The sequence below is a fragment of the Microbacterium hydrocarbonoxydans genome, assembly GCF_011752045.1.
In the GTDB taxonomy this organism is placed as follows: domain Bacteria; phylum Actinomycetota; class Actinomycetes; order Actinomycetales; family Microbacteriaceae; genus Microbacterium.
Genome location: NZ_JAAKXW010000006.1, coordinates 1 through 21,222 on the forward strand (window position 1 = coordinate 1; position 21,222 = coordinate 21,222).

Consider the following 21,222-nt stretch of genomic DNA (forward strand, 5'->3'; position numbering starts at 1 on the left):
ACGGCGAGTCCGACGACTCCGATGTTCGCTGATGCTTCGGGCACAGAATGCTCCTCGATCGTGAAGTAGGGGGATGGCTTCAGGGTATCGCGACGAGAGCACGGCGTCCGCCCGTGTGTCGTCCTTCTGGCATCCCGTCCTCACGCGCGCCCGGGGAGCGGGGCGCGTACCGGAGCCGGCTCAGTCCTTGCGGTAGCCGGAGCGGCCCAGCGAGAACAGGGCGGCGAAGGTCAGGCCGGCGGCGCACACGGTCATCGCGCCGATGAGCCAGGCGAGTGCGTGCGAGAAGAAGGCGCCGTCGAACATGTGATGCTCCGTGTTCTGCGTGGAAGAGATCGAGTGTCCTCAGCCTACCGGGTCATCCGGTACCATTGGGGGAGTACCTCGGCGAGGGACGCTTTCGCGCGTGCGCGGACGTCCGTTATCGACGCGGCGAAGCAAGCCCGGTGGCTTTCCTCACGCGTCTGCGCACGAGATCATGATTCCAAGACCACCGCGCGGCCGATTCGCTGCGTGCCCCGAAGGAGAACCTCATGTCTGAAGACACCAAGGTCCACGCCGAGCTCCGCGAGAGCTTCGGCAAGGGCTTCGCCCGTCGCCTCCGCGCCGCAGGCAAGATCCCCGCCGTCATCTACGGCCACGGCACCGAGCCGGTGCACGTCGCTCTGCCCGGCCACCAGGTCTCGCTCATCGTCCGTCGTGCCAACGCCGTGCTCGAGCTCGAGATCGACGGCAAGGGCGACCAGCTGACCCTCGTCAAGGACGTGCAGAAGGACCCGGTGCACCAGATCATCGAGCACATCGACCTGCTCGTGGTGAAGAAGGGCGAGAAGGTCGCCATCGACATCCCCGTCGTCGTGACGGGCGAGTCGGCTGCCGGCACCATCGTGAACCTGGACGCCACCACCCTCTCCATCGAGGCCGAGGCGACGCACATCCCCGAGCACATCGAGGTCTCCGTCGAGGGCCTCGAGGAGGGCGCGCACATCACGGCCGCCGACGTCGCGCTCCCCAAGGGCTCGACGCTCCTCTCCGACCCCGAGGTCCTCGTGGTCGCGGTCTCCGTCCCGGCGGCTGCCGCCGAGGACGAGGCGGCGGAGGCTTCCGCCGAGGAGGCTCCGGCCGAGGAGGCCGCCGCGGAGTGACCTCCGCGGGCTTCATCGCCTGACAGCTTCATCGCAGAGGGGGCGCGAGGACATCGCGCCCCCTCTGTCGTATCCTGACCGGGTCGCGGACCCGGCGTGAAAGGACGAGGACATGGCATCCACCTGGCTGGTGGTGGGACTCGGCAACCCGGGCCCGCGCTACGAGACGACCAGGCACAACGTCGGCCAGATGGTGGTCGACGAGCTCGCCGCGCGCCGCGGCGAGAGCTTCCGCGAGCACAAGGGCGGCGCCAGGGTCGTGGAGACCTGGCTGCGCCCCGGAGCCGACAAGCTCGTGCTCGCCAAGCCGAACACCTTCATGAACGTCTCCGGCACGCCGGTCGCCGCTCTCGCCCGGTTCTACTCGGTTCCGCCGGAGCGGGTCGTCGTCGTGCACGACGAGCTCGACATCCCGTTCGACACGGTCAAGCTGAAGGTGGGCGGTGGCCCCGGCGGTCACAACGGCGTCCGCGACGTCGCCAAGGCGCTCACGACGGCGGACTTCCCGCGTGTGCGCGTCGGCATCGGGCGCCCTCCGGGCCGTCAGGATCCCGCCGACTGGGTTCTCTCGCCGTTCGGCAAGGACGAGCGGACCAACCTGCCCATCCTCGTCTCGGATGCGGCGGACGCCGTGGAGCTTCTCGTCGCCGACGGGCTGCTCGCCGCGCAGCAGAAGCACCACGCCCCGCGCTGAGCCGGCGCGTCAGGGCAGGAAGCCGGCTGCCGTCCCCGCGCCGAAGGTCACCGTGAGCACGACCGTGTAGAGGATCGGACCGAGCGCGGCGAGCACCAGTGCCGCGATCCCGAGTCCTCGTCGCTGCCGCTTCCGGATCGCGAGGATGCCGACGACGATCGCGGCGATGCCTGCGAGGGTTCCGGCCCAGAACGCGATCTCGGCCCAGAGCACCTGATCACGCGCGGGGGAGAGCAGCGCGAGGAAGTCGGGGTCGTTCGGATCGGCGTCGGTGAGACCGGCGGGGATGCGGGCGCCGATCTCGAAACCGGCCGCGCCGGCGATGATGGGCGCGACGACGGCGGCCACCAGGGCGAGGATCAGCGCCAGAATCCCGAGGGACCCGGACTGCCGCTGCGGTGTCGCCGGGACGGCGTAGGCGCCGGCGGGGGCGGCGTAGCCGCCGACCGGCACCTGGTAGGCCCCAAGAGGGGCCGGCTGGACCTGCGCGGGCGCGGACGGAGGAGCTGCCGGATACACGGCAGGCGGGACCGGGGGATAGGCATGTGCGGGCGCGGTGTAGGGCGGAGGCGGCGTCGGGAAGGGGGTCGCAGGCTGCGGTTCGCCCGTGGGTGCGGGCGGTACGGGAGGAACGGCGCCGGGCGGGGGCAGCTGCGGATCGATCACGCCCCCATCCTAGGGGCGAGGGCGGTCAGACCCGGCGCAGCAGACCGACCCGGTCGTAGACGGCGCCGAGGGTCTCGTCCGCCACGGCATCCGCCCTGGCGGCGTTCTCCGCAAGGATCCGGTCGAGCTCGGCAGGGTCGTCCAGAAGCTCCAGGGCCCGCGCACGGACCGGCTCGAACTCGCCGACGACGACCTCCGCGAGCCCCTTCTTGAAGTCGCCGTAGCCACGACCCGCGTACTCGTCCTCGATGGCGGCGACCTGGCGGCCGGTGAGCGCCGCGTAGATCGTCAGGAGGTTCGAGACGCCCGGCTTGTTCTCCCTGTCGAAGCGCACGGAGCCCTCGTTGTCGGTGACCGCGCGCATGATCTTCTTCGCCGTCTTCGCCGGGTCGTCGAGCATCCAGATCACCCCGGCGTCGCTCTCCGCGGACTTCGACATCTTCGAGGTCGGGCTCTGCAGGTCGTAGATCCGCGCGGTGTCCTTCTGGATCACCGGGCGCGGCACGACGAACGTCTCGCCGAAGCGCGAGTTGAAGCGCTCCGCGAGATCGCGGGTGAGCTCGACGTGCTGCTTCTGGTCGTCGCCGACCGGCACCACATCGGTCTGGTACAGCAGGATGTCGGCGGCCATCAGCACCGGGTAGGTGAACAGGCCCACGCTGGTGGCGTCGGCGCCGTAGCGGGCGGACTTGTCCTTGAACTGGGTCATGCGGCCGGCCTCGCCGAAGCCCGTGATCGTGGAGAGGATCCAGGCGAGCTCGGCGTGCGCCCGCACGTGCGACTGCACGTACAGCGTCGACTGCGAGGGCTCGATGCCGGCTGCGATGTACTGAGCGGCGGTGCGGCGCGTCTTCTCGCGCAGCACCGCAGGATCCTGCGCGACGGTGAGCGCGTGCAGGTCGACGACGGAGAAATACGCGTCGTAGGAGCTCTGCAGATCCCGCCACTGCAGGAGCGCGCCGATGTAGTTGCCGATCTGGAGCGAGTCGGCGGAGGGCTGCATTCCCGAGTAAAGGCGAGGTTTCGTCACGGTATCAATCCTATGGGGATGCTGGTGCGCCTTCTGCCGGGCTGGCAGACTCGGCCTGTGTCGCGGAACGGGAGAGGCTCGGACGGGGTCGTCCCGGCGTTCGGCATCCTGCTGGTGATCCTGTTCGGGAGCGCGTTCGCGGTGTTCGCGTCGATGGCGCTGAGCAGCCGCTTCGGCGGGGGAGGGGACGATCCGCACGGCTATGCGCTGATCTTCGGCACGTTCTTCGCTCTCGGCGCCGGACTCGTCACGGCGCTCGGCATCCCGCTGATCTTCACGCCGCGGCTCCGCGCGACGGCGTTCCTCGGCAGTCTGATCGGCTACCTCGCGGTGGCGGCAGGGCTGGTCACGGCGCTGCTCACCGCCTGAGCGACCGCGGACTCAGTAGGAGTAGTCGACGACCACGGGGGCGTGATCACTCCATCGCTGGTCATAGGCGGCGGCACGGGCCACGTGGTAGGCCGTCGCGCGCTGGGCGAGAGCCGGGGTCGCGAGGTGGTAGTCGATCCGCCACCCGGAGTCGTTGTCGAACGCCTTTCCGCGCATCGACCACCACGTGTACGGGCCGTCGACCTCGCCGTGGATCATCCGGCCGATGTCGACCCAGCCGAGGCCGACGCCGCCGCCCTCGGATGCGAACGGTCTGGTGTCGCTGAGCTGTCCGACCATCCCGCGGCCGATGCCCTCCTGCCCGGTCACGGGGTCACCCGCGGCGCCGAGGAAGCGGTCGAAGTACGCGCGCTCGCGTGCGAGGAACCCTGCCTTCTTGACGTTGCCCTTCCAGTTGAGGATGTCGAGGGGCCGGTGTCCGACGTTGAGATCACCGGTGACGAGTGCGAGGGCCCCGTCCGCACCGAGCTCCGCCATGCGCGCACTCATCGCATCGAGGAACTTCCACTTCTCGTCCTGCTTCGGGGTGTCCGCCTCGCCGGTGTGCACATAGGCGCTGACGACCGTGAGCGGACGGTCGCCGATGAGGAAGTCGGCCTCGATCCAGCGGCCCTTCGAGTCGAAGTCGGCGTCTCCGAAGTCGGTGCGCGACGAGATCGCCGGGGTGCGGCTGGCGATGGCCACGCCCGCGCGACCCTTTGCGGTCGCCTCGTCGTGGACGAAGGTCCAGCCGGGGAGGGCCGCCTCGAGGTGCTCGTCCTGCCCGCGGACCTCCTGCAGGGTCAGGATGTCGATGTCCGCGGCATCCAGCCAGGCGCCCATCCCGTTGCGAGCCGCCGCTCGGATCCCGTTGACATTGACCGTGGCGATACGCAGATGAGGCATGCTTCCAGCCTAGGGGCGGGGTCCGACATTCCCCGATTCGGCCTCGCTCTCGGCATCCGCCAGCGACTCCTGGGCGCGGGCGACCGCACGGCGGGCACCGGCGCGGCGATACCAGGGCGCATCGCGGGCCTCTTCGACGGCTCGGCGCAGCCGCACCCTGGCAGCCAGCACGAGCGCCTCCTCCTCGGCCAGGCGGGCGGCGGTCTCGTCCTCGCGCTCCAGCGGCTGATCGTTGTCCTCGGCGGTCACGGCGATCCACGAGACGGCCAGAAGCTGCACGATCGCGAGCCACCGGCACCAGAGCAGGAGGCCGACGATCACCGCGAACGAGGCGAGCAGAGGATTGCTCGGCACCCGGGACAGCAGCAGGCCGGCGCCGAGCTGCAGCACCACCATCGCGCCCCCGCCGAGCGCGGCTCCCGGCCCGACGTAGCGCCAGCGCAGCGTGGTGCCGGCGAGGAAGCGCACGAGCAGGGCGAGAGCGCCGGCGTCGAGCACGAAGGCCACGCCGATGGAGAAGATGCGCACGCTGGCGTCGAAGAGCCAGGAGCCGGTGCTCCATCCCAGCAGGTGATACATCTGCTCGAGCGCCCAGACGCCCGCCCAGCTCAGCACGGCGCCGACGAGCATCGCTCCGCCGAACACCGTCGCGGCGAAGAAGTCCCGTGCTTTCAGCAGCCAGTACGCCCTCGTGTCGAACGGCAGGCCGAACAGGTCGCGCACGGCGCGCCGGGTGAACGTCACCGCACCCACCGCGGTCCACAGCGCGACCCCGAGCGCGAAGGCGCCGGTCACCCCGAGCACGCCCCCGGAGGAGCGGGCGATCCCGGTGACGTCGGACACGGTGAACACGCCGTCGTCGCCGATCAGGCCCGGGATGTACGTGTTCATCACCCGCACGAGGGCGTCGATCGCGGCGCTGCTGGCGCCGAGCCAGAGTCCCGCGCCGGCGAACGCCACGTACAGGAGAGCGAAGAGCGCGAACAGCACGTAGTAGCTCATCCCGGCGGAGAGCAGGAAGCCGTTCTTGAACGAGAAGTTGCGCCACACCCGGACGGGGAAGGCCGCGAGCGTGCGGTCCTTCAGCTGCGTGACGCGCTCGACGGCGCGAAGCGGGAGCGGCTCGGACACGCCCTCACCCTATCGGCGCGACGGGCCGGGACGCGGGAACGGGCGGGCTCCCGAGGGAACCCGCCCGTTCGCCGGATCAGGATGCCGGTCAGGGGCGACCGCGCAGCACCGCCTGCTTGACCTCGGCGATGGCCTTGGTGACCTCGATGCCGCGGGGGCACGCCTCGGAGCAGTTGAAGGTCGTGCGGCAGCGCCAGACGCCCTCCTTGTCGTTGAGGATGTCCAGGCGCACGGCGGCGTTGTCGTCGCGCGAGTCGAAGATGAACCGGTGCGCGTTCACGATCGCGGCGGGGCCGAAGTACTGCCCGTCGGTCCAGAACACCGGGCACGACGACGTGCACGCGGCGCAGAGGATGCACTTCGTGGTGTCGTCGAAGATCTCACGGTCGGCGATCGTCTGGATGCGCTCCTTGCCCTTCTCCGGCACGGAGTTCGCGACGAGGAACGGCTGCACCTCGCGGTAGGAGGCGAAGAACGGCTCCATGTCGACCACGAGGTCCTTCTCCAGCGGCAGGCCCTTGATCGCCTCGACGTAGATCGGCTTCGAGATGTCGAGGTCCTTGATCAGCGTCTTGCACGCGAGGCGGTTGCGGCCGTTGATGCGCATCGCGTCCGAGCCGCAGATGCCGTGCGCGCAGGAGCGGCGGAAGGTCAGCGAGCCGTCGACCTCCCACTTGATCTTGTGCAGGGCGTCGAGCACGCGGTCGGTGGAGTACAGCTCCACGTCGTAGTCGACCCAGTGCGGCTCCGCGTCGACCTCCGGGTCGAAGCGGCGGATGTTGAAGGTGACGAGGAAGGACTGGACTCCGCTGTCGTTCGTCGGAGCCTCGGCGACGGCATTCGACATCTCAGTACTTCCTCTCCATCGGCGGGTAGTTCAACTCGCCCTGCTCGTTCTTCGTGAACACGACCGGCTTCCAGTCGAGCTTGATGTGATCGCTCGGGTCGGACGAGTGCGGATCGCCGGTGAGGTAGGCCATGGTGTGCTTCATGTACTTCTCGTCGTTGCGGTCCGGGAAGTCGTCTCGCATATGACCGCCGCGGCTCTCCTCGCGGTTCTGCGCGGCGTAGACGACGACCTCTGCGATGTCGAGGAGGAAGCCGAGCTCGACGGCCTCGAGGAGGTCGGTGTTGAAGCGGTGGCCCTTGTCGTCGACGTGCACGTTCTTGTAGCGCTCGCGGAGGTCCGCGATGACGCCCAGCACGTGCTGGAGGGACTCGTGGGTGCGGAACACCTGGGCGCCCTTGTCCATCTCGTCCTGCAGCGTCTTGCGGAGCACGGCGATGCGCTCGGTGCCCTGGTTGTTCCGCAGGCCCTCGAGCATGCCGGACACGAACGCCGCCGGTTTCTCCGGCAGCGGCACGAAGTCGGCCGTCTTGACGTACTCGACCGCGTTGCGGCCGCTGCGCTTGCCGAACACGTTGATGTCCAGCAGCGAGTTGGTGCCCAGGCGGTTGGCTCCGTGCACCGAGACGCAGGCGCACTCGCCCGCGGCGTAGAGCCCGGGGACGACGGTGTCGTTGTCTGCCAGCACCTCGCCGTTGTTGTTGGTCGGGATGCCGCCCATCGCGTAGTGCGCCGTGGGCATCACGGGCACCGGCTCGACGACGGGATCGACACCGAGGTAGGTGCGCGCGAACTCGGTGATGTCGGGGAGCTTGGTCTCCAGGACCTCGGCGCCGAGGTGCGTGCAGTCCAGCAGCACGTAGTCCTTGTGAGGGCCGGCGCCGCGGCCGTCGAGGACCTCCTGGACCATGCAGCGCGCGACGATGTCACGCGGAGCGAGGTCCTTGATGGTGGGCGCGTAGCGCTCCATGAAGCGCTCACCCGAGGCGTTGCGCAGGATCGCGCCCTCACCGCGGGCTCCCTCGGTGAGGAGGATGCCGAGGCCGGCGAGACCGGTCGGATGGAACTGGAAGAACTCGAGGTCCTCGAGGGGGAGGCCCTTGCGCCAGACGATCCCGACGCCGTCACCGGTGAGGGTGTGCGCGTTCGAGGTCGTCTTGAAGATCTTGCCGAAGCCGCCGGTGGCGAAGATCACGGCCTTCGAGTGGAAGACGTGCAGTTCGCCGGTGGAGAGGTCGTAGGCGACGACGCCCGCGACCTGGGTCTTGCCGTCGGCATCCTTCACCGTGATGAGGTCGAGCACGTAGAACTCGTTGAAGAAGTTGATGCCGAGCTTGACGCAGTTCTGGAACAGCGTCTGCAGGATCATGTGGCCGGTGCGGTCGGCCGCGTAGCAGGCGCGGCGGACCGGGGTCTTGCCGTGCTCGGCCGTGTGGCCGCCGAAGCGGCGCTGGTCGATCTTGCCCTCGGGGGTGCGGTTGAACGGCAGGCCCATGTTCTCCAGGTCGATGACCGCGTCGATGGCCTCCTTGGCGAGGATCTCCGCCGCGTCCTGGTCGACGAGGTAGTCGCCGCCCTTGACGGTGTCGAAGGTGTGCCATTCCCAGCTGTCCTCCTCGACGTTCGCGAGCGCGGCGGCCATGCCGCCCTGCGCGGCGCCGGTGTGGGAGCGCGTCGGGTACAGCTTGGTGATCACGGCGGTGCGCGCACCGGGACCCGCCTCGATCGCGGCGCGCATGCCGGCGCCGCCGGCGCCCACGATGACGATGTCGAACTGGTGGTAGTGCACGCCGTCGCGGACGACGGAATCCTGGGCCTCAGTAGTCACTTTTTCGTATGCCTTCTCTTTGTCAGTTCGCCACGGCCTGGCAGGTGTCCCACAGGCTGCTCGACTCGGTCACGCCCAGGCACGGGTCGAAGGTGAAGACGACCAGAGTGCCGAGGATGATGAGGAGGCCCGCGGCGAGGACCAGCGCGCCGACGAGCGCCTTGCGCACCTTCTCCGTCGTGACGTAGTCATTCACGATCGTGCGCATCCCGTTCGCGCCGTGGATCAGCGCGAGCCACAGCATCAGCACGTCCCACCACTGCCAGAACGGCGAGGCGAACTTGCCGGCGATGAACGCGAAGTCCAGGGCGTGGATGCCGTCGCCGACCATGAGGTTGACGAACAGATGGCCGAAGATCAGCACGACGAGCACGATGCCCGAGGCGCGCATGAACACCCAGCCCCACTTCTCGAGGTTGACCCCGCGCTGACGGCGGGCGGGTGCGGCGACGGTCTGCGCGGTCATCAGTGACCCCCTCCGAATCCGGCGAACGCGAGCATCAGATGGCGGGGCACGAAGCCGGCCATGATGACGCCCCACACCAGCAGCACGCCCCAGAAGAGCTGACGCTGGTACTTCGCGCCCTTCGACCAGAAGTCGACGGCGATGATGCGGAGGCCGTTCATCGCGTGGAACACGATGCCGGCGACCAGCACGACCTCGCCGAGGGCCATGATCGGGTTCTTGTAGGTGCCGATGACGGCGTTGTACGCCTCCGGCGACACCCTGATCAGCGCCGTGTCGAGCACGTGCACCAACAGGAAGAAGAAGATCGCGACTCCGGTGATGCGGTGAAGCACCCACGACCACATGCCTTCGCGACCCCGGTAGAGGGTTCCGCGGGGGCTCTTGGAAGTGGTCTCCGAAATCGACGGTGTCAAGCGAGCGCCTGCGGACACGGTCGTCCTCCCTGGATCGAAACGACTCGGTCGCGTGCACTGCGGTGGTCCAAGTGTGAGCCTGGTGAAGCAGCAGGCACGGCCGATCGGAGTCCATCCTATTCCTGTCAAGTGGCTGGGAGCGACGAAGGGGAGCCTAAGTCTCTCGATGTCGAGAGTCTTTCTGCATCGTGTCCAGAGCCTCTCGACATGATGGGCGGCGGGTACCCTGGCGAGGTGAGCGAACCGATCAAGGACTTCTACGCGGTGATCCCGGCCGGAGGCATCGGCAGCAGGCTCTGGCCGCTGTCCCGTGCGGATGCGCCGAAGTTCCTGCACGACCTCACCGGCTCCGGTCACTCCCTGCTGCGGGACACCTGGGACCGGCTGTCGCCGCTCGCCGGTCCGGACCGGATCGCCGTGGTCACCGGTCGCGCGCACCGCGCCGCGGTCGAGGAGCAGCTCCCCGGCATCCCCGACCTCAACGTCTTCCTCGAGTCGGAGCCCCGCGAGTCGGCGGCGGCCATCGGTCTCGCGGCGGCGATCCTGCACCGGCGCGATCCGGACGTCATCATCGGCTCCTTCAGTGCCGATCACGTCATCCGCGGTACCCGGGTGTTCGAGTTCGCGGTGCGCGACGCCGTCGAGGTCGCCCGCGAGGGCTACATCTGCACGATCGGCATCGCCCCGACGGAGCCGGCGGTCGGCTTCGGCTACATCAAGAAGGGTCCCGAGCTCGTCGTCGACCGCGCGCGGGAGGCCGCACTCGTGGAGAGCTTCGTCGAGAAGCCCGACCTCGAGACGGCGAAGGCGTACATCGCCGACCGCGGCTACCTCTGGAACGCCGGCATGTTCATCGCGAAGGCGAGCGTGCTCCTCGACGAGCTGGCGGCGAACGAGCCGGAGCTGCACGCCGGGCTGATCGAGCTCGCGGAGGCATGGGACGACCGCGAGCGCCGGGGGCCGGCGGTAGACCGCATCTGGCCGCGGCTCAAGAAGATCGCCATCGACTACGCGGTCGCCGAGCCCGCGGCGAAGCGCGGTCGCCTGGCGGTCGTGCCCGGCCATTTCGACTGGGACGACGTCGGCGACTTCGCCTCTCTCGCCAAGCTCGTCCTCAACGGGCGCAAGAACGACCTCGCGGTGCTCGGCCCGCACGCGCGAGTGCTGTCGGACGCCGCGAGCGGCATCCTCGTGAGCCAGACCTCACGCGTGATCAGCCTCGTCGGCGTCCAGGACATCGTCGTCGTCGACACCCCCGACGCCCTTCTCGTCACCACCGTCGAGCACGCGCAGCGCGTCAAGGGAGTGGTGGAGTCCCTCAAGCTCACCGGGCGCGGCGACGTGCTCTGATGAGCACTCCCACATGCTCATCCGCGGTATTGATTTCAGGTTTGTAACCTTTCGCTAGCGTCAGCCGCCGAGGTATGCACAAATGTCGCAACAGTAGGTAACTTTGAGCGATCCGCGATGGCCGCGGGTTCGTTGAGGAGGCATCAGTTGACCATCTCCACCACCAAGAAGCTTCTCGGCGCGACGATCGCCGCCGGCGTCGTCTTCGCTCTCGCCGGCTGCGGTCAGGCGCCCACCGAGACTCCGGGCGGCGCGGAGGAGCCGGTCGATTCCGACTTCCTCCCCTGCCTCATCTCCGACGCGGGCGGCTGGAACGACAAGTCGTTCAACCAGTCGGCCAAGGAGGGCATGGACGCCGCTGCCGACGAGCTCGGCATCAAGCCGCTCGAGTTCGAGTCGGCCAACGACAACGACTACGCGCCCAACCTCGAGACCGCCGTGTCCGAGGGCTGCTCGCTCATCGTCTCGGTCGGCTTCAAGCTCGCGGCCGCGACGGTCGAGTCTGCACTCGCGAACCCCGAGATCGACTACGCGATCATCGACGACTACGCCGACACCGACTTCGACGGCACCACGGATGCTCCGAACATCAAGCCGCTCGTCTTCGACACCGCTCAGGCCGCCTACCTCGGCGGATACGCCGCGGCCGGTTGGTCCGCACAGAGCGGCGTGAACAAGGTCGGCACGTTCGGCGGCATGCAGATCCCGTCCGTCGCCGTGTTCATGGACGGCTTCGCGCTCGGCGTCGAGAAGTACAACGAGGACAAGTCGGCAGCCGTCGAGGTCTTCGGCTGGGACGTCGCGACGCAGAAGGGCTCGTTCACCGGCGGCTTCGATGCGAACGACACCGCCAAGCAGACCGCTCAGGGCGTGCTCGACCAGGGCGTCGACGTGATCCTCCCCGTCGGCGGACCGATCTACCAGAGCGCTGCGGCAGCCATCGCCGACAGCGGCAAGGACACGCTGATGGTCGGTGTCGACAGCGACCTCGCGGTCGCCGATCCGAGCGTGGCGGACGTGACGATGTTCTCGATCATGAAGGCGATCAATGTGGCCGTGAAGGATGCGACCACCGCCGCCGCGGCCGGCGAGTTCGACCCGGAGCCCTACGTCGGCACGCTCGAGAACGAGGGCGTCAAGCTCTCCGGATTCGGCGACTTCGAGGGCGAGCTGCCCGACGGCCTGCTCGACGAGATCGCGGCGCTGCAGGAGGCGATCATCGCCGGCGACATCACGGTGGAGTCCCCGAACTCCCCGTGATCTGATCCCAGGTTCCAGGGGCGGGGCGAGTGGCCGTGAAGGTCACTCGCCCCGCTCCGTGGACGGGCGACGACGATTGTCCGCACTCCCTCCGGATGCCCCGGAGAAAAGGGTGCGATTCCATGGATTCTTCTGGATAAGGTGCAGATATGAAGCTCGAACTTCGCGGCATCACAAAGCGATTCGGCAGCCTCGTGGCGAACGACCACATCGACCTCGTCGTCGAGCCGGGTCAGATCCACGCGCTGCTCGGCGAGAACGGCGCGGGCAAGTCCACGCTCATGAACGTCCTCTACGGTCTGTATCAGGCGGATGAGGGCGAGATCCTGCTCGACGACGTCGTGCAGCACTTCCGCGGGCCGGGCGATGCGATGGCGGCGGGCATCGGCATGGTGCACCAGCACTTCATGCTCGTGCCGGTGTTCACCGTCGCCGAGAACGTGATGCTCGGACACGAGCAGACCAAGGGGCTGGGCACCCTCGACATCGCGAAGGCGCGCGCACACGTGCGCGCCGTCGCCGAGCGGTTCGGCTTCGACATCGATCCGGATGCGATCGTCGGCGACCTGCCCGTGGGCGTCCAGCAGCGGGTCGAGATCATCAAGGCGCTGTCGCGCGACGCGAAGGTTCTCGTGTTCGACGAGCCGACCGCCGTCCTCACCCCGCAGGAGACCGATGAGCTGATGGGCATCATGCGGCAGCTGCGCGAGGAGGGCACCGCGATCGTGTTCATCACCCACAAGCTGCGGGAGGTGCGCGAGGTCGCCGACAGGATCACCATCGTCCGTCTCGGCCGCATCGTCGGCGAGGCGTCGCCGACCGCGACGAACGCCGAGCTCGCGTCGCTCATGGTCGGCCGCGCGGTCGAGCTCACGGTGCACAAGGAGCCGCCGCGTCCCGGCACCGGCGGGCTCGAGGTCAAGGGCCTCCGGGTGCTGACCCCGACCGGCGCCATCGTCGTCGACGGCATCGACTTCGCGGTGCGCCCCGGGGAGGTCCTCGCGATCGCAGGAGTCCAGGGCAACGGCCAGACCGAGCTGGTCGAGGCCATCGTCGGTCTCGCCGCGCGCGTGGAGGGCTCGATCTCCCTCGACGGGACGGAGCTGGTCGGCAGGAGCGTGCGGGGGATCCTCGACGCCGGCGTCGGGTTCGTGCCGGAGGACAGGAACGAGGACGGCCTGGTCGGCACGTTCTCGGTGGCCGAGAACCTCATCCTCGACCGCACGTCCGATCCCGCCTTCAGCACAGCGGGCACCATCCGCCGGGCCGCGCTCGACGAGTTCGCCCGCGCGCGCATCAGCGAGTACGACATCCGGGCGCAGGGGCCGCAGACGTTCGCCGGCACCCTGTCCGGCGGCAACCAGCAGAAGGTCGTCATCGCCCGCGAGATGAGCAGGGAGCTCCGGCTGTTCGTCGCCGCGCAGCCGACGCGCGGCGTCGACGTCGGCTCGATCGAGTTCATCCACAAGCGCATCATCGAGACGCGCGACGCCGGAATCCCCGTGGTCGTCGTGTCCACCGAGCTCGACGAGGTGGCAGCCCTCGCCGACCGGATCGCCGTGATGTACCGCGGCACCATCGTCGGGATCGTCCCCGGCGACACCCCACGAGAGACCCTCGGCCTCATGATGGCCGGAGCAGCAGAGGGAGAGGTGGCCGCATGAGCGACGCGACCCCCGGTACGAGCGCCGCGGCGGGCGAGGTTCCTCCGCCCACGGCCCCCTTCCGATCCGAGCCCGGCGAAGTGCCGCCCCCTCCGCGCGCCAACGTCGTCATCAAGGAGATGCTCCGCGGGAGCACCGTCACCACGATCCTCGCGATCGTCCTGGCGATGCTCGTCGGCGGCGTGCTCATCGCCTTCACCAACTCCGACGTCCAGGCGGCATCCGGCTACTTCTTCGCCCGCCCGGGTGACACGATCGCCGCAGCCTGGAACGCGGTGTACAACGGCTACGAGGCGCTGTTCCGCGGCGCGATCTTCAACGCCCGCGGCGCGGACTTCGCCGCGCAGATCCGCCCGCTCACGAACACCCTCGGATTCGCGGCCCCGCTGATCGCCGCGGGTCTCGGCGTGGCCCTCGCATTCCGGGTCGGCCTGTTCAACATCGGCGCCCGCGGGCAGATGCTCATCGGCGTCGCGGTCGCAGGCCTCATGACGTTCTCCCTCGACCTGCCGATGTGGCTGCACATCCCGGTCACCCTGATCGCCGGCATCGCCGGCGGCGCGCTGTGGGGCGCGATCGCCGGTCTCCTCAAGGCGCGCACCGGCGCGCACGAGGTGATCCTCACGATCATGCTCAACTACGTCGCGTACTACCTGCTGCTGTGGATGATCCGCACGCCGGGGCTCCTGCAGAAGCCGGGCACGAACCAGGCGCTCGGCTTCGCGACGCCGGAGTCCGCGCAGTTCCCCGAGCTGCTCGGAGACAAGTTCCCGCTGCTGGACCTCGGATTCGTCCTGGTCGTCATCGCCACGCTGTTCGTGTGGTGGCTGATCGAGCGCTCGGCGCTCGGCCTGCGCATGCGCGCCGTGGGGGAGAACCCGAACGCGGCGAGGGCCGCGGGCATCAGCGTGCAGCGCATCTACGTCTACGCCATGCTGCTCGCCGGTGCCCTGGCGGGCCTCGCGGGCATGAACCAGCTCCAGGGCGCGGTCACCTCCGGCATCACCGAGACGATCGACGCGGGCATCGGATTCGACGCCATCACCGTGGCGCTGCTCGGCCGCAGCCGCGCGTGGGGCACCTTCGCCGCCGGCATTCTCTTCGGCGCGCTCAAGGCCGGCTCCTTCTCGATGCAGGCCCAGGACATCCCGGTCGACATCGTGCTCGTCGTCCAGTCGCTCGTCGTGCTGTTCATCGCCGCGCCGCCGCTGCTGCGCACGGTGTTCTTCCTCCCCAAGTCCGATGTGGAGAAGGCCGTCAAGGCCAGAGCCAAGGCTGCGAAGAAGGCGGTGACCGCATGATGTCGCTCGTGCAGACAGAGGCCGCAGACGGCACCGTCCAGCTCGCGACGGTTCGCGAGCGCAAGCTGAAGACCCCGGTCTCCCTGGCCGTGGCCACGGCCCTGCTCGCCCTGCTGTTCGTGCTGGTGCCCCGCACCGGCACCAGCATCTTCCGGCTCGGCGACGCCTCCTCGGCCTTCGCGCTGCCCGATGTTCCGCTGCCGACGGGCCCGACCAGCTGGGTGCTGATCGGCGTCCTCGTGGTGCTCGTCGTGGCTGCCTTCCTGCAGGCGTGGAGCTACCGGACGCCGGCGCTGTGGATCGTGATCGTGTTCGGCGTGCTCGCCGTCTTCGCCTTCCTCGTGTGGGCGTCGGCGGGCGGGCTGGTGCCGGTCACCAGCCTCCTGGTGGGTGCCGTCTCGCTCTCGGTGCCGCTGGTGTTCGGCGCCCTCGGCGGCGTGATCGGCGAGCGCGCCGGCGTCGTCAACGTCGCCATCGAGGGGCAGCTGCTCCTCGGCGCATTCGCCGCCGCGCTCCTCTCCAGCATCACCGGCAACCCGTTCGTCGGCCTCATCGGCGCGATGATCGGCGGCGTCCTGGTGGCGAGCGTGCTCGCGGCCTTCGCGATCAAGTACCTCGTCGAGCAGGTGATCGTCGGCGTGGTGCTGAACGTCCTCGTCACCGGACTCACCGGCTTCCTGTACGGCGCGCTCCTCGCTCCGAACGAGGAGAGGCTGAACACGCCGGTGCGCTTCGACCGTCTGGAGATCCCGCTGCTCAGCGACATCCCGATCATCGGCCCCGTGCTGTTCAACCAGACCATCATCGTGTACCTCATGTTCGTGACCGTCGCACTCGTGGCGTGGGGCCTGTACCGCACGAAGTGGGGTCTGCGGGTCCGCGCCGTGGGCGAGCATCCGAAGGCGGCGGACACCGTGGGCATCAAGGTGAACGCGACCCGGTTCTGGAACGTCCTGCTGGCCGGCGCCATCGCCGGCATCGGCGGCGCGTACTTCACGCTCGTCTCGGTGCCGCAGTTCGGCAAGGACATGACTGCCGGTCTCGGCTTCATCGCCCTCGCCGCGGTCATCTTCGGCCGCTGGGACCCGATCAGGGCGACGCTCGCCGCGCTGCTCTTCGGCTTCGCGACGAACCTGCAGAACCTGCTGACGATCCTCAAGACGCCGATCCCTGGCGAGTTCATGCTCATGCTGCCCTACGTGGTCACCCTGCTCGCGGTGGCCGGTTTCGCCGGCCAGATCAAGGCGCCCGCGGCCGACGGCAAGCCGTACATCAAGGGGTGACGATGACCGACATCGACTGGGACGAGCTGCGCCAGGTCGCCGCAGATGCCATGACGAAGGCGTACGCGCCCTACTCGCGCTACCGCGTGGGCGCCGCCGCTCTCGTCGGCGACGGACGGATCGTCGCCGGGTGCAACGTGGAGAACGCCTCGTACGGGGTGACGCTGTGCGCCGAGTGCGCGCTGGTCGGAGACCTGCACATGTCCGGCGGCGGCAAGCTCGTCGCCTTCGTGTGCGTGAACAACGAGGGGCAGACGATCATGCCGTGCGGCCGCTGCCGTCAGCTGCTGTTCGAGCACGCCATGCCCGGGATGCTGCTGGAGACCGTCTCCGGCATCCGCACGATCGATGAGGTGCTGCCGGACGCGTTCGGCCCCCGAGACCTGGAGGACGTTCGCTGATGTCTGTTGAGCCCTACGACGCCGTCGACGTGATCCGCGCGAAGCGCGACGGCGGCGCGGTGCCGGAGCCGGCGCTGCGCTGGATGGTCGACGCGTACACCCGCGGCTACGTCTCCGACGCGCAGATGGCGTCGTTCGCGATGGCCGTGTTCCAGCGCGGCATGGAGCGCGACGAGATCCGTGTGCTGACCGACGCGATGATCGCCTCGGGGGAGCGGATGAGCTTCGCGACCCTCGGCAAGAAGACCGTCGACAAGCACTCCACCGGCGGCGTCGGCGACAAGATCACGCTGCCGCTCGCACCGCTGGTCGCCGTCTTCGGCGTCGCGGTGCCGCAGCTGTCCGGTCGCGGTCTCGGCCACACCGGCGGCACCCTCGACAAGCTCGAGTCGATCCCCGGCTGGCGCGCGGCGCTCAGCAACGAGGAGATGTTCGCGCAGATGCAGTCGGATGTCGGCGCCGTGATCTGCGCGGCGGGCTCCGGTCTCGCCCCCGCGGACAAGAAGCTGTACGCGCTGCGCGACGTCACCGGCACCGTCGAGGCGATCCCGCTGATCGCCTCGAGCATCATGTCGAAGAAGATCGCCGAGGGCACCGACGCGCTGGTGCTGGACGTGAAGTTCGGCTCCGGCGCCTTCATGCAGGACATCGACCGCGCTCGCGAGCTCGCCCGCACGATGGTCGCGCTCGGCACGGACTCCGGCGTCGCGACGACGGCGCTGCTCACAGACATGAACGTGCCGCTCGGCCTCGCCATCGGCAACGCCAACGAGGTCCGCGAGTCGGTCGAGATCCTCGCAGGCGGCGGCCCCGCCGACGTCCGCGAGCTCACCGTCGCCCTCGCCAGGGAGATGCTCGCCCTGGCAGGTCAGCCGGATGCCGACGTCGAGGCGGCCCTCGACGACGGCAGGGCGATGGACAGCTGGAAGGCCATGATCCGCGCGCAGGACGGCGACCCGGATGCTCCGCTTCCCACCGCCCGCGAGACGCACGTCGTCACCGCCCCCGCGGACGGCGTCGTGTCCCGCATGGAGGCCCTGCCGTTCGGCATCGCCGCCTGGCGCCTCGGCGCCGGCCGCGCCCGCGCCGAGGACCCGGTGATCTTCGAGGCCGGCATCGACCTGCACGCCAAGCCCGGTGACCGGGTGGTCGCCGGCCAGCCGCTGTTCACGCTGTCCGCCGCCGAGGAGGCGCGGTTCCCCCGTGCCCTCGAAGCGCTGGAGGGTTCGTGGGCCATCGGCGACGAGGCTCCTGCGGCCGGCCCGATCGTGCGCGAGCGCATCACGGCGTGACCGCGACCACTAGCCTGAACTGAGCGAACCCCGCGACCGAGAGGAATCCCATGTCGATCGACGCGAACGGCGACGTCACCATCCAGGGCGCGTCCCTGCGCAGACTGCCGAAGGTGTCGCTGCACGACCACCTCGACGGCGCTCTGCGCCCGGCGACCATCATCGAGCTCGCGGATGCCATCGGCCTCGAGGTTCCGGAGTCGAAGCCCGCCGCGCTGGGGAAGTGGTTCGCGACGCAGAGCGACTCGGGCTCGCTGGTCGAGTACCTGAAGACCTTCGATCTCACCACCGCCGTCATGCAGACCGAGGAAGGGCTCACCCGCGTCGCCCGGGAGTTCGTCCAGGATCTGGCCGCGGACGGCGTCATCTACGGCGAGGTGCGCTGGGCGCCCGAGCAGCACCTCAGCCGCGGTCTCAGCCTGGAGCAGGCCGTCGAGGCGGTGCAGCAGGGCATCGAGGAGGGCGAGGACGCCGCTGACCGCGCCGGCAGCAGCATCCGCGTCGGACAGCTGATCACGGCGATGCGTCACACCGATCGTGCGCGGGAGATCGCGGAGCTGGCGGTGGACTTCCGTGGCCGTGGTGCGGTCGGGTTCGACATCGCGGGCCCGGAGGACGGGTTCCCGCCGTCGAACCACCGTGCGGCGTTCGACTACCTCGCCGAGCAGTTCTTCCCCGTGACAGTGCACGCCGGTGAGGCCGCGGGCCTCGCCTCGATCCGGTCGGCGCTGATCGACGGGCGGGCGCTGCGCCTGGGGCACGGGGTGCGGATCGCGGAGGACCTGCAGGTCGTCACCCAGGAGGGCGACGAGGTGCAGGTGCAGTTCGGCGACCTGGCCCGGTGGGTGCGGGACCGGGAGATCCCGCTGGAGCTGTCGCCGTCGTCGAACCTGCAGACCGGGGCGATCGCCGCGTGGGGGAACACGCTCGCCGACCACCCGTTCGACCTGCTCTACCAGCTCGGGTTCGCCGTCACCGTGAACGTCGACAACCGCACCATGAGCGCCACCTCGCTGACGCGGGAGCTGGCGCTGCTGGTCGAGACCTTCGAGTACGACCTCGACGACCTCGAGACGTTCCAGTTCAACGCGGCCGCCGCCGCGTTCCTGCCCGTCGAGGAGCGCGAAGAACTCGTCGAGATGATCGCCGACGGCTTCGACATCTGACCGCAGGTGACATCCGGGGGGAGCAGGCGACGCAGGGCCGTCGCCGTCATCATCAGTGCGGTCGTCCTCCTGGGAGGGGGAGCGGCCGGAGCGTACGCCTGGTTCACTCGTGCACCCGAGGCGCAGGCGCCGAGGGAGGTGGCGGCGTCGATCGAGCATCCGCTCTCGCCCGCCGAGCAGCTCGTGGCGGAGGCCGGCGATCCGCTCGCCTGCGCCGTGACCTTCGTGGGCGAGGGAGCACCGGCGGAGCCGATGCTCCAGTGGCAGAACGGGCTGTACCAGGCCCTGCCGATCCCCGCCGCCGACGGACGGGTGTTCGCCGGCTGGTACGGCTCAGAGGCCGATGCGGCGGCGTTCAGCATCGCGGGCCGGGTGAACGGCGCGGACCCGGTGGTGTGCACCGCTCAGCGGATCGAGCTCTTCGCCGCGTGGAAGACGCCCGAGGAGAACATCGCGGAGGACGCGCAGATCCCGATCCTCATGTACCACCAGTTCACGGCGAAGCCCGAGGGCGAGTCGGGGTGGCTTCGCGGGAACTACGCGTACATCGGCGACTTCGAGGCGCAGATGGACCACATCGCGACGACCGGCTTCTATCTGCCCACGTGGGACGAGCTCAGCGCGTTCATCGACGGACGGCTCTACCTTCCCGCGCACTCGGTGATCATCACCGACGACGACGCCGACCAGACCTGGTTCGATCTCGCGGTGCCGGTGATCGAGAGGAACCGCCTGCTGGCGACGTCGTTCATGATCACCGCGTACCGGCAGGACCCGCCGCCGTCGATGTACGTGCTGCGGCGCTCGCACACCCACGACATGCATCAGGCCGGAGCGAGCGGCGAGGGCCGCATGGTGAACTGGACCGCTGACGAGATCGCCGCGGACCTGAGCGCGTCCGCCGATGTGCTCGGCGTGCGCGAGGTGATCGCCTATCCGTTCGGCCACTACAACGACACCGCGAAGCAGGGCGTCGCGCAGGCCGGGTTCGAGATGGCCAGGACCATCGAACCGGGCTACGTGGCGATCGGCACGGACAAGTACGCGCTCCCCGTGGTCCGCATCGACTACGGGATGGGGCTCGACGCGCTGATCACGCGAATCGGCTGAGCGGACGCAGCAGGGGAGGATGGGCGTATGCCCGCAGCTTCCGTGTTCATCGCCGGTCCGGCCTCGTGGAACTCGATCGTGGTCCTCGACCGGCTTCCCGAGCCCGTACCGCACATGCAGTTCGCCGAGGAGGCCTGGGACACCGTCGGGGGCACGAGCGCGGGGAAGGCGCTGAGCCTGACCGCCCTCGGTCGGCCGGTCCTGCTCCACGCCCTCAGCGCGGAGGACGAGCAGGGCGAGCGCGTACGCGCGGCGCTGCGGGCGGCGGGCGTGCCGACCCACTGGGGCGCCGGTGTCACAGAACGGCACCTCAACCTGATGACCAGGGCGGGCGACAGGGTGTCGCTGTACCTGTCCTCGCCGTCGGCCACCGCCGGTGAGGACGACGACGGGCTGCGTGAGGCGATGGCCGCGGCCGGCGCGATCGTGATGGACCTCGCCGCGGAGCCGCTGCGGCTGCTGCCGATCGCCGCGGCCAGCGGGCGCCCGATCTGGGTCGACGTGCACGACTACGACGGCGAGGCCGAGTTCCACCGCCCGTTCCTCGACGTCGCCGATGCCGTCTTCTGCAACGCCGACCGCCTGGAGGACCCGGTGACCTTCCTCCACGCCTGCATCGAGGGCGGGGCGTCGCTCGCGGTGTGCACGCTGGGCGCAGACGGTGCGGTGGCCGTGGACGCCGACGGCGCCGAGCATCGCGTGGCCGCCGTGCCGGTGGAGGTCGTCGACACGAACGGCGCCGGGGACGCATTCCTCGCGGGAGTGCTCGACGCCACGCTGTCTGGCGCGTCCGTCCCGGAGGCGCTGCAGGCCGGAGCACGCTCCGCGTCCGGCGTGCTCGGTACCAGGCATCTGCACCCGCTGCTGGACTCCGTCCTGGGCTGACCCCCGGGGCGG

General features: G+C 69.4%; 22 protein-coding genes. 13 read left to right on the forward strand and 9 right to left on the reverse strand.

The features are described 5' to 3' along the window. Positions 1-180 precede the first annotated feature (180 nt). Entirely contained in the window at positions 181-306 is a 126-nt protein-coding gene (locus G6G98_RS17250) for a hypothetical protein (RefSeq protein WP_279587597.1), read from the reverse strand. A gap of 227 nt (positions 307-533) precedes the next feature. Between G6G98_RS17250 and G6G98_RS16360 the strand changes: the two genes are divergently transcribed. Next, positions 534-1,145: a 50S ribosomal protein L25/general stress protein Ctc gene (locus tag G6G98_RS16360; protein WP_067357784.1), complete on the forward strand. Its 612-nt coding sequence runs from the start codon at positions 534-536 to the stop codon at positions 1,143-1,145. A gap of 112 nt (positions 1,146-1,257) precedes the next feature. Beyond that, entirely contained in the window at positions 1,258-1,839 is a 582-nt protein-coding gene (pth, locus tag G6G98_RS16365) for an aminoacyl-tRNA hydrolase (protein WP_067357781.1), read from the forward strand. Positions 1,840-1,848: 9 nt separating this feature from the next. On the opposite strand, the gene G6G98_RS16370 is transcribed toward pth, so the two are convergent. Beyond that, entirely contained in the window at positions 1,849-2,292 is a 444-nt protein-coding gene (locus G6G98_RS16370; RefSeq protein WP_067357822.1) for a hypothetical protein, read from the reverse strand. 238 nt (positions 2,293-2,530) lie between these two features. Next, entirely contained in the window at positions 2,531-3,535 is a 1,005-nt protein-coding gene (gene trpS / locus G6G98_RS16375) for a tryptophan--tRNA ligase (protein WP_084788486.1), read from the reverse strand. A 57-nt stretch (positions 3,536-3,592) separates the two neighbouring features. Between trpS and G6G98_RS16380 the strand changes: the two genes are divergently transcribed. Next, entirely contained in the window at positions 3,593-3,904 is a 312-nt protein-coding gene (locus tag G6G98_RS16380; RefSeq protein WP_164234888.1) for a hypothetical protein, read from the forward strand. 12 nt (positions 3,905-3,916) lie between these two features. Here G6G98_RS16380 and G6G98_RS16385 read toward each other — a convergent pair whose 3' ends face one another. From G6G98_RS16385 to sdhC, 6 genes are all read right to left on the reverse strand, one after another. Continuing rightward, on the reverse strand, positions 3,917-4,810 hold the full coding sequence (locus G6G98_RS16385) for an exodeoxyribonuclease III (RefSeq protein WP_067357772.1): 894 nt from the start codon (positions 4,808-4,810) through the stop codon (positions 3,917-3,919). Between the two features lie 9 nt (positions 4,811-4,819). Next, entirely contained in the window at positions 4,820-5,941 is a 1,122-nt protein-coding gene (locus G6G98_RS16390) for a YihY/virulence factor BrkB family protein (RefSeq protein WP_067357769.1), read from the reverse strand. 88 nt (positions 5,942-6,029) lie between these two features. After that, a complete protein-coding gene (locus G6G98_RS16395) occupies positions 6,030-6,788 on the reverse strand; it encodes a succinate dehydrogenase iron-sulfur subunit (RefSeq protein WP_067357766.1) in 759 nt (252 codons plus the stop codon). 1 nt (position 6,789) lies between these two features. After that, positions 6,790-8,616 carry a succinate dehydrogenase flavoprotein subunit gene (gene sdhA / locus G6G98_RS16400; RefSeq protein ID WP_164234887.1) on the reverse strand — a complete coding sequence of 609 codons (1,827 nt, stop codon included), beginning with the start codon at positions 8,614-8,616 and terminating at the stop codon, positions 6,790-6,792. A 22-nt stretch (positions 8,617-8,638) separates the two neighbouring features. Beyond that, the gene (locus G6G98_RS16405; RefSeq protein ID WP_067357760.1) at positions 8,639-9,082 is read right to left on the reverse strand and encodes a succinate dehydrogenase hydrophobic membrane anchor subunit; all 444 of its coding nucleotides are present in this window, start codon (positions 9,080-9,082) and stop codon (positions 8,639-8,641) included. Next, positions 9,082-9,516: a succinate dehydrogenase, cytochrome b556 subunit gene (gene sdhC, locus G6G98_RS16410; protein WP_208321527.1), complete on the reverse strand. Its 435-nt coding sequence runs from the start codon at positions 9,514-9,516 to the stop codon at positions 9,082-9,084. Before sdhC ends, G6G98_RS16405 begins: the two co-directional genes overlap by 1 nt. 216 nt (positions 9,517-9,732) lie before the next feature. Here sdhC and G6G98_RS16415 point away from each other — a divergent pair, with 216 nt between their 5' ends. From G6G98_RS16415 to G6G98_RS16460, 10 genes are all read left to right on the forward strand, one after another. Further along, on the forward strand, positions 9,733-10,848 hold the full coding sequence (locus G6G98_RS16415; RefSeq protein ID WP_067357819.1) for a mannose-1-phosphate guanylyltransferase: 1,116 nt from the start codon (positions 9,733-9,735) through the stop codon (positions 10,846-10,848). A 147-nt stretch (positions 10,849-10,995) separates the two neighbouring features. Further along, positions 10,996-12,108: a BMP family lipoprotein gene (locus G6G98_RS16420; protein ID WP_067357753.1), complete on the forward strand. Its 1,113-nt coding sequence runs from the start codon at positions 10,996-10,998 to the stop codon at positions 12,106-12,108. Between the two features lie 149 nt (positions 12,109-12,257). After that, complete coding sequence (locus tag G6G98_RS16425) at positions 12,258-13,772, forward strand: ABC transporter ATP-binding protein (RefSeq protein WP_164234886.1); 1,515 nt, start codon at positions 12,258-12,260, stop codon at positions 13,770-13,772. Continuing rightward, the gene (locus G6G98_RS16430) at positions 13,769-15,073 is read left to right on the forward strand and encodes an ABC transporter permease (protein ID WP_067357749.1); all 1,305 of its coding nucleotides are present in this window, start codon (positions 13,769-13,771) and stop codon (positions 15,071-15,073) included. The genes G6G98_RS16425 and G6G98_RS16430 overlap by 4 nt, the downstream gene beginning before the upstream one ends. After that, a complete protein-coding gene (locus G6G98_RS16435; protein ID WP_432207080.1) occupies positions 15,073-16,356 on the forward strand; it encodes an ABC transporter permease in 1,284 nt (427 codons plus the stop codon). Before G6G98_RS16430 ends, G6G98_RS16435 begins: the two co-directional genes overlap by 1 nt. Before the next feature lie 2 nt (positions 16,357-16,358). Beyond that, entirely contained in the window at positions 16,359-16,757 is a 399-nt protein-coding gene (locus G6G98_RS16440) for a cytidine deaminase (RefSeq protein WP_067357742.1), read from the forward strand. Then, positions 16,757-18,049: a thymidine phosphorylase gene (locus G6G98_RS16445; RefSeq protein WP_208321528.1), complete on the forward strand. Its 1,293-nt coding sequence runs from the start codon at positions 16,757-16,759 to the stop codon at positions 18,047-18,049. The genes G6G98_RS16440 and G6G98_RS16445 overlap by 1 nt, the downstream gene beginning before the upstream one ends. A gap of 50 nt (positions 18,050-18,099) precedes the next feature. After that, complete coding sequence (locus G6G98_RS16450) at positions 18,100-19,215, forward strand: adenosine deaminase (RefSeq protein WP_067357735.1); 1,116 nt, start codon at positions 18,100-18,102, stop codon at positions 19,213-19,215. 6 nt (positions 19,216-19,221) lie between these two features. After that, positions 19,222-20,325, forward strand: coding sequence for a polysaccharide deacetylase family protein (locus tag G6G98_RS16455; protein WP_164234885.1), 1,104 nt, complete (start codon positions 19,222-19,224; stop codon positions 20,323-20,325). 27 nt (positions 20,326-20,352) lie between these two features. Further along, positions 20,353-21,210 carry a carbohydrate kinase family protein gene (locus G6G98_RS16460; protein ID WP_067357729.1) on the forward strand — a complete coding sequence of 286 codons (858 nt, stop codon included), beginning with the start codon at positions 20,353-20,355 and terminating at the stop codon, positions 21,208-21,210. Positions 21,211-21,222: the final 12 nt, after the last annotated feature.

Bases quoted from the DNA above. Each gene is read 5' to 3' on its own strand.
- G6G98_RS17250 (WP_279587597.1), bottom strand. From the start codon at position 306: ATGTTCGACGGCGCCTTCTTCTCGCACGCACTCGCCTGGCTCATCGGC.
- G6G98_RS16405 (WP_067357760.1), bottom strand. From the start codon at position 9,082: ATGACCGCGCAGACCGTCGCCGCACCCGCCCGCCGTCAGCGCGGGGTC.
- G6G98_RS16395 (WP_067357766.1), bottom strand. From the start codon at position 6,788: ATGTCGAATGCCGTCGCCGAGGCTCCGACGAACGACAGCGGAGTCCAG.
- G6G98_RS16445 (WP_208321528.1), top strand. From the start codon at position 16,757: ATGTCTGTTGAGCCCTACGACGCCGTCGACGTGATCCGCGCGAAGCGC.
- G6G98_RS16430 (WP_067357749.1), top strand. From the start codon at position 13,769: ATGAGCGACGCGACCCCCGGTACGAGCGCCGCGGCGGGCGAGGTTCCT.
- G6G98_RS16435 (WP_432207080.1), top strand. From the start codon at position 15,073: ATGTCGCTCGTGCAGACAGAGGCCGCAGACGGCACCGTCCAGCTCGCG.
- G6G98_RS16460 (WP_067357729.1), top strand. From the start codon at position 20,353: ATGCCCGCAGCTTCCGTGTTCATCGCCGGTCCGGCCTCGTGGAACTCG.
- G6G98_RS16385 (WP_067357772.1), bottom strand. From the start codon at position 4,810: ATGCCTCATCTGCGTATCGCCACGGTCAATGTCAACGGGATCCGAGCG.
- G6G98_RS16425 (WP_164234886.1), top strand. From the start codon at position 12,258: ATGAAGCTCGAACTTCGCGGCATCACAAAGCGATTCGGCAGCCTCGTG.
- G6G98_RS16360 (WP_067357784.1), top strand. From the start codon at position 534: ATGTCTGAAGACACCAAGGTCCACGCCGAGCTCCGCGAGAGCTTCGGC.
- pth (WP_067357781.1), top strand. From the start codon at position 1,258: ATGGCATCCACCTGGCTGGTGGTGGGACTCGGCAACCCGGGCCCGCGC.
- G6G98_RS16440 (WP_067357742.1), top strand. From the start codon at position 16,359: ATGACCGACATCGACTGGGACGAGCTGCGCCAGGTCGCCGCAGATGCC.
- G6G98_RS16450 (WP_067357735.1), top strand. From the start codon at position 18,100: ATGTCGATCGACGCGAACGGCGACGTCACCATCCAGGGCGCGTCCCTG.